Source organism: Rhodovulum kholense, from assembly GCF_003053725.1.
GTDB classification, from domain to species: Bacteria; Pseudomonadota; Alphaproteobacteria; order Rhodobacterales; family Rhodobacteraceae; genus Rhodovulum; species Rhodovulum kholense.
On record NZ_QAYC01000006.1, the window covers coordinates 66,755 to 78,758 of the forward strand.

General features: G+C 67.4%; 11 protein-coding genes. 7 read left to right on the plus strand and 4 right to left on the minus strand.

Annotated elements, in window-relative coordinates; all coding sequences use genetic code 11:
• Positions 1 to 230: 230 nt before the first annotated feature.
• From C8N38_RS09650 to der, 3 genes are all read left to right on the plus strand, one after another.
• Positions 231 to 884, plus strand: coding sequence for a tetratricopeptide repeat protein (locus C8N38_RS09650; RefSeq protein ID WP_108026667.1), 654 nt, complete (start codon positions 231 to 233; stop codon positions 882 to 884).
• Positions 885 to 945: 61 nt separating this feature from the next.
• The gene (locus C8N38_RS09655; RefSeq protein WP_108026670.1) at positions 946 to 2,259 is read left to right on the plus strand and encodes a PQQ-like beta-propeller repeat protein; all 1,314 of its coding nucleotides are present in this window, start codon (positions 946 to 948) and stop codon (positions 2,257 to 2,259) included.
• Between the two features lie 47 nt (positions 2,260 to 2,306).
• Positions 2,307 to 3,779 carry a ribosome biogenesis GTPase Der gene (der, locus tag C8N38_RS09660; protein ID WP_108026673.1) on the plus strand — a complete coding sequence of 491 codons (1,473 nt, stop codon included), beginning with the start codon at positions 2,307 to 2,309 and terminating at the stop codon, positions 3,777 to 3,779.
• A 151-nt stretch (positions 3,780 to 3,930) separates the two neighbouring features.
• Here der and C8N38_RS09665 read toward each other — a convergent pair whose 3' ends face one another.
• From C8N38_RS09665 to C8N38_RS09680, 4 genes are all read right to left on the minus strand, one after another.
• Positions 3,931 to 4,635: a hypothetical protein gene (locus C8N38_RS09665; protein WP_108026676.1), complete on the minus strand. Its 705-nt coding sequence runs from the start codon at positions 4,633 to 4,635 to the stop codon at positions 3,931 to 3,933.
• Complete coding sequence (serS, locus tag C8N38_RS09670; protein ID WP_108026679.1) at positions 4,632 to 5,924, minus strand: serine--tRNA ligase; 1,293 nt, start codon at positions 5,922 to 5,924, stop codon at positions 4,632 to 4,634. Before serS ends, C8N38_RS09665 begins: the two co-directional genes overlap by 4 nt.
• Before the next feature lie 41 nt (positions 5,925 to 5,965).
• Positions 5,966 to 7,366, minus strand: coding sequence for a pentapeptide repeat-containing protein (locus tag C8N38_RS09675; protein ID WP_108026682.1), 1,401 nt, complete (start codon positions 7,364 to 7,366; stop codon positions 5,966 to 5,968).
• Between the two features lie 82 nt (positions 7,367 to 7,448).
• A complete protein-coding gene (locus tag C8N38_RS09680) occupies positions 7,449 to 8,201 on the minus strand; it encodes a trypsin-like serine peptidase (RefSeq protein WP_146176252.1) in 753 nt (250 codons plus the stop codon).
• 138 nt (positions 8,202 to 8,339) lie between these two features.
• Here C8N38_RS09680 and yajC point away from each other — a divergent pair, with 138 nt between their 5' ends.
• The 4 genes from yajC (at position 8,340) to C8N38_RS09700 (ending at position 11,797) form a co-directional block, all read left to right on the plus strand.
• Positions 8,340 to 8,669, plus strand: a complete 330-nt coding sequence (gene yajC, locus C8N38_RS09685) for a preprotein translocase subunit YajC (protein ID WP_108026688.1) — start codon at positions 8,340 to 8,342, stop codon at positions 8,667 to 8,669.
• Between the two features lie 6 nt (positions 8,670 to 8,675).
• The gene (gene secD, locus C8N38_RS09690) at positions 8,676 to 10,337 is read left to right on the plus strand and encodes a protein translocase subunit SecD (protein WP_108026691.1); all 1,662 of its coding nucleotides are present in this window, start codon (positions 8,676 to 8,678) and stop codon (positions 10,335 to 10,337) included.
• 10 nt (positions 10,338 to 10,347) lie between these two features.
• Positions 10,348 to 11,319: a protein translocase subunit SecF gene (gene secF, locus C8N38_RS09695; protein ID WP_108026694.1), complete on the plus strand. Its 972-nt coding sequence runs from the start codon at positions 10,348 to 10,350 to the stop codon at positions 11,317 to 11,319.
• A gap of 109 nt (positions 11,320 to 11,428) precedes the next feature.
• The gene (locus C8N38_RS09700; RefSeq protein ID WP_108026697.1) at positions 11,429 to 11,797 is read left to right on the plus strand and encodes an Mth938-like domain-containing protein; all 369 of its coding nucleotides are present in this window, start codon (positions 11,429 to 11,431) and stop codon (positions 11,795 to 11,797) included.
• Positions 11,798 to 12,004: the final 207 nt, after the last annotated feature.

Below are 12,004 nucleotides of genomic sequence, written 5' to 3' on the forward strand. Positions count from 1 at the left end.
TCGTCGCGCGCTTTGGGGCCGGTCGCTGTCGTCCCGGCAAGGCGGGGCGGCGCGGGACGAGCCCGGACCGGCCGCCCTGACCCATGCCGCGATGGTACGATCAAACGGGCAGGGCGTACAAGCGTTCCGGCGCCGTGCGGCGGCCATGGTCGCGGGGCTTTGCAAAGGGGCAAGCGCTGCGCTAAGACGGGCGCCAGCAGAGCCCAAGCAGCCGGACCGCCGAGACGCCCATGACCAATCCCGACAGTTTCATCCAGGAAGTGACCGACGAGGTCCGCCGCGACCGCCTGTTCGCCTGGATGCGCCGCTATGGCTGGCTCGCGGCCCTGATCATCGTCGGACTGGTGGGCGCCGCCGCCTGGCGCGAATGGAGCATCGCCCGGCAGGAGGCCGCCGCGCAGGCACTGGGCGACAGCATTCTCGATGCGATCGAGATCCGCGATGCGGCGGCCCGCGCCGAGGCGCTGGGCCGGATCGGTGCCGACGGCCCGGCCGGGGCGCTGGTGGCGCTTCTGGCCGCCGCCGAGGCGCCGGATGCCGCCGGGCGGATCGCCGCGACCGAGCGGCTCGATGCCATTGCCGCCGATGCCTCCCTGCCGCCTTATCTGTCGGATCTGGCGGCGCTGAAGCTTGTTCTCATGCGGGGCAGCGACATGGCGCCCGAGGCGCGGCTGGCCGCGCTCGAGCCGCTTGCGGCGCCGGGACGGCCGTTCCGGACGCTGGCACTGGAACAGATGGCCTATGCCGAGATCGACGCGGACCGCACCGAGGCGGCGCTGGATCGGCTGCGCGGCCTGCTTGACGATGCCGAGGCCAGCGCGGACTTGCGTCAGCGCGCCAGTCGGTTGATTGTGGCGCTCGGCGGATCGCCGGACGCCGGCTGATGCGGGCGCAGGCGGCCGGGCGGCCAGACGGGACGAGCCCAGGATCGAGGGGACAGCGACAGTGAAATTCGGCCATGTAACGAGCGTCTTGGCGCTGGTCGCCCTCGTCGCGGGGTGCGGCGACAAGGAAGAGATCCTGCAGGGTGAGCGGCTGGGCGTGCGCGAGGCGCTGGGCCTCGAGACGGTGCAGCCCGAGCTGCCCGAGGCGCGCGACATCGCGCTGCCGGCCCCGCAGGCGGTGGCCGACATGCCGCAACTGGGCGGCAACCCGGAACACCTGACGCCCCATGCGGCGCTTTCGGCCACGCCAGCGCGGATCTGGTCGACCTCGATCGGGGCGGGCAACAGCCGCCGCTACCGGATCACGGCGCCGCCGGTGGTGGCAGGCGGCGTGATCTACACGCTCGACGCGCGCAGCCAGGCCGCGGCGGTCTCGGCCGACGGCAAGCTTCTGTGGAAGGCCGACCTGCGGCCCGAGGGCAAGCGCGGCAAGGATGTCAGCGGCGGCGGGCTCGCCTATGGCGACGGGCGGCTTTTCGCCACCACGGGCTATGGCACGCTGATCGCGCTCGATCCCGCGACCGGGGCCGAGCTCTGGACCCAGAAGGCCGATGCCGCGATTTCGGGTCCGCCCGCCTATCGCGACGGCATCGTCTATTTCGTCAGCCGCGACAACCGTGCCTGGGCCATTTCGGCCGCCGACGGCCGGGTGCAATGGCAGATCCCGGGCACGCCCGCGCCCGCCGGAATGCTGGGGGGCGCCGCGCCTGCGGTCACCGACCGGCTGGCGATCTTCCCGTTCAGCTCGGCCGATCTGGTCGCGGCCCTGCGCCAAAGCGGGGTGCGCGTCTGGGGCGCGGCGGTCGCCGGTCAGCGCCGCGGCGCGGTCTATGCCTCGGTGACCGACATCACCGGCGATCCTGTGGTCGCGGGCAACGTGCTTTTCGCGGGCAACCAGTCGGGCCGCTCGGTCGCGCTCGACGTCAATTCGGGCGAACGGATCTGGACCGCCGAGGACGGCGCCTATGGCGCGATGCTGCCGGTGGGCGGCTCGGTGTTCTTCATGACCGATCAGGACAAGCTGGTGCGGCTCGACGCCCGCGACGGCAGCCGGATCTGGTCGGTGGACCTGCCCTATTTCACCAAGAAGAAACCCAAGAAACGCAAGGCCGTCTATGCCCATTACGGGCCGATCCTCGCGGGCGGGCGGATCTGGGTCGCCTCGGATGACGGCTGGCTTCGGGGCTTTGACCCGGCGTCGGGAGCGGTGCTGGCGGAAATCGACCTGCCCGGCGGCGCCGCCTCGCGGCCGGTCGTGGCGGGCGGCACGCTTTACGTGCTGTCCGAGCGCGGGGAACTCGAGGCTTTCCGCTAGGCGCCGGATGGTGTAGGCGGGCGGTCTGATCCGGTTCGGAGAGACCCATGAGTTTTACCCTGGCCATCGTCGGCCGGCCCAATGTCGGCAAGTCGACGCTGTTCAACCGTCTGGTGGGCAAGCGCCTGGCGCTGGTCGACGACCAGCCCGGCGTGACCCGCGACCTGCGCGAGGGCGAGGCGCGGCTGGGCGATCTGCGCTTTACCGTGGTCGACACGGCCGGGCTGGAAGAGGCGACCGACGAAAGCCTGCAGGGCCGGATGCGCAAGCTGACCGAGCGCGCGGTGGGCATGGCCGATGCCTGTCTGTTCATGATCGACGCGCGGGCGGGCGTTCTGGCTGCCGACGAGGTCTTTGCCGACATCCTGCGCAAGAAATCCGCCCATGTGATCCTCGGGGCCAACAAGTCCGAGGGCCGCGCCGCCGATGCAGGATTCCTTGAGGCCTATGCGCTGGGGCTGGGCGAACCGCTCAGGCTGTCGGCCGAACATGGCGAGGGCATGGCCGAGCTGCATGCCGTTCTTGCCCCGCTGATCGAGGCTGCCGAGGCGCGGCTCGATGCCGAGGCCGCGCCCGAGGTCGATGTCGATCTGTCCGACGAGGATGACGACGAGGACATGGAGGCGCCGGTCCGGATGCCGACCGCAGCGCGCCCTTTGCAGGTCGCGGTGGTCGGGCGCCCCAATGCCGGCAAGTCGACGCTGATCAACCAGATCCTCGGCGAGGACCGGCTGCTGACCGGCCCCGAGGCGGGCATCACCCGCGATTCGATTTCGCTGTCGATGGATTGGCAGGGCACGCCGGTCCGGCTGTTCGATACCGCGGGCATGCGCAAGCGCGCCAAGGTCCAGGACAAGCTGGAAAAGCTGTCGGTGTCGGACGGGCTCCGGGCGGTCAAGTTCGCCGAGGTCGTGGTCGTGCTGCTCGATGCGCAGATCCCGTTCGAGGCGCAGGACCTCAAGATCGCCGATCTGGCCGAGCGAGAGGGCCGCGCCGTCGTCATCGCCGTCAACAAATGGGATCTCGAGACCGATCGTCAGGACAAGCTGATCGCGCTGAAGGAAGAATTCGCCCGGCTTCTGCCGCAGCTGCGCGGCGCGCCGCTGGTGACGGTTTCGGCGCTGACCGGGCGCGGGCTCGACCGGCTGCACGACGCGGTGATCTCGGCCTATACGGTCTGGAACCGCCGGGTGCCGACCGCGCGGCTGAACCGCTGGCTCGCGGGCATGCTTGAGATGCACCCGCCGCCCGCGCCCGGCGGGCGCCGGATCAAGCTGCGCTACATGACCCAGGTCAAGACCCGGCCGCCGGCCTTCGTGGTGATGGCCTCGGTTCCCGAAAAGTTGCCGGAAAGCTATCGCCGCTATCTGGTGAACGGTCTGCGCGAGGATTTCGAGATGCCGGGCACCCCGATCCGGCTGACCTTCCGTGGCCAGGGCGACCGCAACCCGTTCCGGGCCAAGAAGAAAAAGACGCCCTCGCGGCTCAGGAAGCACATTGAGAAGAAGTCCGGCAGCTGATCCGGCCCGGCGCCGCCCTGGAGGCGGCGTCCTTCTTCGTCTGGTGCTTCATGGGTATTTCAACCAAGAAGAAGCCCAGACCGTCTCTTCTTCTTGGCCTAAATACCCATGAACCGGTGCAGGCCGCGCAATGGGGTCAGGGTGGCACGCCTCAGGTGGCGGCGCGCACCGTGAGAAAGCCGATCACGACAGCACCCGCAAGCGCGGCAATGGCGACGAGCGGCGCGCTGAAAAGGTTCGCGACGACGATCCCGCCAAGCCCCCAGATCAATGCCACGCCATAGGCGGGCGCGCGGTCGAGCGGGAAAAGCACCGCCGCGCCGGTCGCGAGCGCGCCCAGAAGCGCGATCAGGGCCCAGGCGGTCTCGCCGAAAACAATGCCATGGCCCGCGCCCAGAAGGCCGACCGAGACCCAGCTGGCCGCAGTCAGCCAGCCCGCATAAAGCCCGACCGGCGCCTGCAGCCACCAGCGGTCGATCAGCGGCGTCTCGACCAGCGCCCAGATCGCCATGGCGGCCATCCACCACAACAGCAGCGACGCCCAGACCGGCGAAAGTTGCGCAACCCCGATCCAGGCCGCACCGGGGGCCAGCGACAGGATCAAGGGCAGGCGGCAACGTTCCCACGCGCCGTCGCGGGCGCGGCGGAACAGCCCGAACCCGGCCGAGATCACCAGCCAGACATAGATCACGCTCCAGATCGCGAAGGCATAGCCCGCGGGCTGCACCGGCGGATGGTCCTGCGGGATCGGGAATTGCGAGGGCTCGAAGCCAGAGAACCCACCCGGCATCAGTGCCGAGGCGACGAAGAAAACGGTGGCGACGAAGACGAGGACCGCCTTGACCGGGTCGATCATGCCAGTTCTCCTTCAACTGTCAGCAGCGTCTTGCCGCCGAGCCAGGGGGCGAGCGCCTCGGGCAGGGCGACCGAGCCGTCCTCGCGCTGGCCGTTTTCCAGCACCGCGATCAGGCAGCGCCCGACCGCAAGGCCGGACCCGTTCAGGGAGTGGACATAATCGGGCTTGCCGCCGCTCGCGGGCCGGAACCTTGCATTCATCCGCCGCGCCTGGAAGTCGCCGCAATAGGACACCGAGGAAATCTCGCGATAGGTCGCCTGTCCCGGCAGCCAGACCTCGAGGTCATGGGTGCGCCGCGCGCCGAAGCCCATGTCGCCGGTGCACAGCACGACCGTCCGGTAGGGCAGGCCGAGCTTTTCGAGGATCCCCTCGGCACAGCGCGTCATCCGTTCCAGCTCATCAAGGCCCTGATCGGGATGCACAATCGACACCATCTCGACCTTCTCGAACTGGTGCTGGCGCAGCATTCCGGCCGTGTCGCGCCCCGCCGAGCCCGCCTCGGACCGGAAGCAAAGCGAATGCGCGGTCATCCGGCGGGGCAGGTCGGCCTCGTCCAGCAGCGTGTCGTTGACGGTGTTGGTCAGCGTCACTTCCGAGGTCGGGATCAGCCACCAGCCCTCGCGGGTCTGATAGCTGTCCTCGCCGAATTTCGGCAGCTGGCCGGTGCCGTACATCATCTCTTCGCGCACCAGCACCGGCGCGTTGACCTCGGTCAGCCCGTTCTCGGTGACGTGGGTATCCAGCATGAACTGCGCCAGCGCCCGGTGGATGCGGGCCACCGCGCCTTTCAGCACCACGAAACGCGCGCCCGACAGCTTGGCCGCGGTTTCGAAATCCATGCCCGCGGCAACGCCCGGCAACTGGTAATGCTCTTTCGCCGGAAAGCTCAGTTCGGGCGGTGTGCCCCAGCGGTGCCGCTCGACATTGGCGGTCTCGTCGGGCCCGTCGGGCACATCGGCCAGCGGCAGGTTCGGCAGCCCCATCAGCATCTCGCGCAGGCGGGCATCCTCGGCCTTGGCCTCGTCATCGAGCCGGGCGATTTCGTCCTTCTTCTCGGCCACCAGCGCGCGCAGGCGTTCGAATTCGGCCTCGTCGCCCCGGGCCTTGGCGGCGCCGACCTCCTTAGAGGCGGCGTTGCGCGCGGCCTGGGCCTCTTCGGCGGCAGAGATCTTGGCGCGGCGGGATTCGTCCAGCGCAAGGATCGCGGGCGAGACCGGCGCCAGCCCGCGGCGCGCCAGGGCGGCGTCGAAAGCGTCGGGGGTCTCGCGGATGGCGCGGATGTCGTGCATGTCTTGTCCTCGGGGTGGTCTGGGTCTTGGTCTCGGGGCGGTTATGCCCGATCTTGCGGAGGGACGTAAGAGGCCGGATCGGCGCGCCATTTGCGAAGTTCCTCGCGGAATCTGGAGGGATCAAGAGCTTGCTCGGGCCAGTGCGCGGGCCTCGTCACGTTGTCAACAGACGTTGAGCCATCGCCGAAGGTCGAGTCGATCTGGTCTTGCGTCAATGGCGTTCTTAAGAAGTCGGCATACTTGACTGCTGTTCCAAATAAAAGCGTTCTAACAAAAGACGTTTCTTCATCCGTCTCTGAGGTCTTAAGGTGCGCGCAAGTCAGGCGTGTGTCGTCGAAGTTGCTGCCCTGAATTTTAGCACGAGTCAGATTGGCGGCTTCCATTCTCGAAGCAGAGAAATCGGCTCCGTCTGCAAAAGCGAAAAGAAAGTTCGCGCCATGCAAATGCGCTTTTTGGAATTCGGCGCGATGCATCCGCGCGAACGGAGCGGATACAATATCCATCCGGGTCCTGTAGAACCTGGCCTCTGCGATATTTGTCCGGAATAGATTTGAAGATTCCATCCGTGACCTATTGAAAAGCGCTTTGGAAAAATCCAAGTTTTCGAGGTTCGCGCGCTGGAGGTTGGTTTCGCGCAGGTCAAGTATATAGGAAGTCTGTGCGCTGGAATAAGTTTCTGGGGAGCGTTCGAGAGCAATTCGGTCCTTGTCACGGCGACCGATTACCTCCAATGCAGTTCGGACGTCGTTGCGTAGTTGCGGGATTTTCGCTGCCCAGTCTTTCAACTTTTGAGTGCGCTCGTCTACTATCTTCAGGTGTATTGCGATTTCATGGGGCGTCGCACCTTGGGGCAGGTCTTCGACGGGCGCAATTCCGTCATCTTCCGGGTTCCTTGCACTGGACGCCGGCGCGTTCTGCCGGATATAGGCGCAGAGGATCTCCATGACGTTCACATGGTCTCGGTCGCTGTCGCGGCTGATGCGTTCAAGCGCGTAAATTGCGCCGATGCGGACCTCGATATTGGGCTCGGTCGTCTCTTCGGTCTCGGTCGAGCCGTCCGGATGCGTCAGCCGCCGCTTGACCGTCTTTTCAGCGCCCAGCCCCTCGACCGCCTTGTTCAGGCGGTCGGTGATGAGGCCCTGTTCGGCCACGTCCACCTGTTTTTGCGCGACGATGGAGCGCCAGACCAGAAAGGGCACGCCGATGAGGCCCGCGAGCACGAGGCCGACATTGCGGATCGCCTCGGAATGGCGTTCGGGGGCCGCGAAGTCGCCAAGCCCGATCAGGGCGATGACGAAGGCGATCAGCGTCCCGGCGATAAGTATCAGGGCGAGAACCGGAAGCGCAAAGCCGACGATCCGGCCGAAGCGGCGGGCGGCGGCGAAATCGGGCGGATTGCGATAGCCCAGCCAGTCGATCAGGTCCGGTCGCTTGTCGGGCACGATGCTTTCTCCTGCGTCCAAGCGCAGACTGCCCGGAATGCGCGCGTGAGGGAACCGGTTTGCGCGGCCCGGTCCGGCGCGCCTAGCGGCCCGCGAGGAAGGTGGCGCTGGGGCGGGCGGCGACCGAGTGGATCTCTCCCGCGCCGCTGACCGAGGCCGACACGACGCCCACCACCGACCAGCGCGACCCCTCGCGCTGTAGAACCGGGGCGCCCGAGGTGCCCTGAACGACCGGGCAGCCGAGGCCGGCCATGCCGGGGCTCTGGACCACTACCCGGCAATCCGCGACCCGAGTCAGGGCGTTCAGCCGGTCGCGGCGATAGCCGATCACGGTCACGCTCGGGCCGACCAGATCGGGCGTGGCGACCTGCAGGGGCGGGATGTCCGTGATCGGCACTTCCAGAACCAGGATCGCAACATCGGCGCGCAAGCTGCGGGAATCCGGTTTCTTTCCCGGATGAAAGCCCGGGTTCGACAGGATCGCGCTGGCGGTGCGGTGGGCGGCATAGGTGCCCTTGTACCAGCCCGCGAGGAAATGCACCTGACCGGGCTGGGCCTTCGTGCCGCCCCGGAGCGCGTAAAGGCAATGGGCCGCGGTCAGCACCCGGTCGGGCGCGATCAGCGTGCCGGTGCAGAAGCCTCCCGTGTCGAAGCCCGCCACGTTGACCCGGCCGATGGCGCGCCAGGCGCGGTGCTGCGCCTCGGCCAGCGGCTCGGCCCGGTTGCGATCCCGGTCCCGGGCGCCCGCGGCATGGGCAGCGGGCAGGGCCGCAGCCCCCAGCGCGACGGCAAGGAGAAGGGGCAGCACGGCACGCGGGCGGATCGGAGGTCGCATGGCCCTTGATATGCCTGCTTCGCGCCGCCATTTGAAGCCCCGGCGCAGCGCCTTGCCAAGCAGAAGACCCACGGATAGGGTGCGCCGCGACTGAAAACCGGGCGGCCCGTTCGCCCTTCGGACACGGGGATTTTCCATATGTTTGCAACGCCTGCCTTCGCGCAAGCGGCCGGCGGCGGCGCCGTCGGCGCCTTCGGCTCGTTCCTGCCGCTGATCCTGATCTTCGCGATCATGTATTTCCTTCTGATCCGCCCGCAGCAGAAGAAAGCCAAGGAACACAAGGCGATGGTCGATGCGCTGCGCCGCGGCGACCAGGTGATCACCCAAGGCGGGCTGATCGGCAAGGTGTCCAAGGTCAAGGACGATGGCGAGGTCGAGGTCGAGATCGCCGAAAACGTCAAGGTCCGCGTCGTGCGCCAGACCATCGCTCAGGTGCTGAACCGGACCGAGCCGGCGGAAAAGGCCTGATCGCCCATGCTGGATTTCGCGCTTTGGAAACGGGCCACGGTCTGGGGGCTTGTACTTTTGGGGCTGCTCTTCGCCGCGCCCAACGTGTTCTACTCCCGGGTCGAGGGGCATAACGATGCCCTCAAGGCCATCGAGACCCAGGGCGCGACCCCTGAACTGATCGCCAGCCGCGACGGATGGCCCGGCTGGCTGCCCTCGGGGCTGGTCAATCTGGGCCTCGATCTGCGCGGCGGCGCGCATCTGCTGGCCGAGGTCCAGGTCGAGGACGTCTTTGCCGACCGCATGGATGCGCTCTGGCCCGATGTTCGCGACGCGCTGCGGGCGGTCCGCGACCAGGTCGGTCCGATCCGTCGGATCGAGGGCACGCCGGGTCTTTTGCAGGTACGGCTGAGCGAGCCCGAGGGCATGGCCGCCGCGCTTGAGGCGGTGCGGGCGCTCGCGCGGCCCATCGTCAGCCTGACCGGCGTCGGCGCCTCGGATATCGAGGTTTCGGGCGAGGGCGCGGTGCTGACCGTGCAGCTGTCCGAACCCGAGAAGCAGGCCACCATCGACCGCACCCTGCGCCAGTCGCTGGAAATCGTGCGCCGCCGGATCGACGAGGTCGGCACCCGCGAGCCGACGATCCAGCGTCAGGGCGAGGACCGCATCCTGATCGAGGTGCCGGGCATCGGCTCGGCCGACGAGCTGAAGGCGCTGATCGGCACCACAGCGCGGCTGACCTTCAACCCGGTCGTCTCGCGCACCACCAACCCGAACGAGGCGCCCGGCGCCAGCAATGTCCTGCTGCCGTCGATGGACGAAAAGGGCACCTATTACATCATCGAGAAGACGCCCGTCGTTTCTGGCGAGGATCTGACCGATGCCCAGCCCGCCTTCGACCAGAACGGCGCGCCCTCGGTCACCTTCCGCTTCAACCCGTCGGGCGCGCGCAAATTCGGCCAGTATACGGCCGAGAATGTCGGCTCGCCCTTCGCCATCGTTCTGGACGACGAGGTCATCTCGGCCCCGGTGATCCGCGAGGCGATCCCGTCGGGGTCCGGCCAGATCACCGGCAATTTCTCGGTCGAGGAATCGACCAATCTGGCGGTTCTGTTGCGCGCGGGGGCGTTGCCGGCGGAACTGACCTTCCTCGAGGAACGGACCATCGGCCCGCAGCTCGGCGCCGATTCGATCGAGGCGGGCAAGATCGCCTCGGCCGCCGCCTTCCTGCTGGTCCTCGGTTTCATGTGGGCCAGCTACGGGTTGTTCGGGCTGTTCGCCAATGTCGCGCTGATCGTCAATATCGGGCTGATCTTCGGCCTTCTGTCGCTGATCGGCGCCACGCTGACCCTGCCGGGCATCGCCGGGATCGTGCTGACCATCGGCATGGCGGTCGATGCCAACGTGCTGGTTTTCGAGCGCATCCGCGAGGAACTGAAAACCGCCAAGGGGCCCGCGCGGGCCATCGAGCTGGGCTATCAGCGCGCGCTTTCGGCCATTCTCGACGCCAACATCACCACCTTCCTGACGGCGGTGATCCTGTTTGTCATGGGCTCGGGTCCGGTGCGCGGTTTCGCCGTGACGCTGGCCATCGGCATCGTCACCTCGGTCTTCGCCGCGATCTACGTCACGCGGCTGATGATCGTGATGTGGATGGAACGCCGCCGCCCCAAGACCATCGTGCTGTGAGGGAAGATCCATGCGCCTGAAACTCGTTCCCTCCGATACCAACTGGGACTTCTTCAAGTTCTCGCATGTCTCGCTTGGCGCTTCTGCGCTGGCGATGGTGGTCTCCATCGTGCTGGTCTTCACGATGGGGCTCAACTTCGGCATCGACTTCAAGGGCGGCACCACGATCCGCACCGAAAGCAGCCAGCCGGTCGATGTCGGCGCCTATCGCCAGGCGATCTCGGCGCTCGATCTGGGCGACGTCTCGATCACCGAGGTGTTCGACCCGAGCTTCGGCCCCGAGAAGAACGTGGCCCAGATCCGGATCCAGGCCCAGGGCGACACCGAAAGCGTCACTCCCGAGACCATCGCGGCGCTGGAAGAGGCACTGACCGGGATCGATCCCTCGATCACTTTCCCCTCGGTCGAAAGCGTGGGGCCCAAGGTCTCGGGCGAGCTGGTGCAGTCGGCGGCCATCGCGGTCAGCCTCTCGATCCTCGCCATGCTGGTCTATATCTGGCTGCGCTTCGAATGGCAGTTCGGTCTTGGGGCCGTGGTCGCGCTGATCCATGACGTGACGCTGACCATGGGTATCTTCGCCGGGCTGCAACTGAGGTTCGATCTGGCGATCATCGCGGCGCTTCTGACCATCGTCGGCTATTCGGTCAACGACACCGTGGTGGTGTTCGACCGGGTCCGCGAGAACCTGCGCAAGTTCAAGAAGATGGACCTGAAGGACGTGCTGAACCTCTCGATCAACGAGACGCTCTCGCGCACCACCATGACCTCCTTCACGACGATTCTGGCGCTGATCGCGCTGATCGTTCTGGGTGGCGACGTGATCCGGGGGTTTGTCTTCGCGATGACCTGGGGCATCATCGTCGGGACCTATTCCTCGATCTTCGTGGCCTCGAACATCCTGCTGATGCTGGGGGTCAAGCGCGACTGGTCCAAGGATGGCGACGGCGGTGCGGGCACCCAGTTTGCCAAGGCCGAGGGCTGATCCGCAGCGGACCCTGCGGGCACTGACCTGAAGATCTCGGGCGCCGGGCGGTTTCCTCCGCCTGGCGCCCGTGCCATGATCGGGCTTCGTGACGCGACAGGAGAGCCCGATGAAACTGACCGAGATGACCATCCCCGAGGGCCTGCCCATCGACGGCTATGGCCCGGGCTTCTTCCGGATCGGCGGCGAGGTCCGCGAGGGCGGGGCGCTCGTGGCCCTCGGCCGTATCGAGGGGTGGGCCGGTCCCGAGGACGAGGCGCCCCTGATGGCGCTGGCCGGTCGCGTCGATATCCTGCTGATCGGCACCGGGCCGACCCTCGTGCCGCTCCCCAACCGGTTGCAGTCGCGGCTCGAGGCGGCCGGGCTCGGGGTCGAGCTGATGTCGAGCCCCTCGGCCGCGCGCAGCTACAACGTGCTTCTGGCCGAGGGCCGCCGCATCGCCGTCGCCCTGGTGCCGATGCCCGCGCCCGAGGCCTGACGGCCGGGTCCTGCTGCCTCCGGATCGAAGGCATCTCTCCGCCGTGTCAGGTGTCCAATGCCGGGAACGGTTGGCCGAACGCGGAACGCCGTTGCGCTTGGAACTCACCTGGTCGTCCTGCCGTCTTGAGCCAGCCCCTCCATTCGGCCCGACCGGAAGAGAGTCTAGACTGCCTCGGACGACCTTCCCTCTGACGCAGGCGAGCCT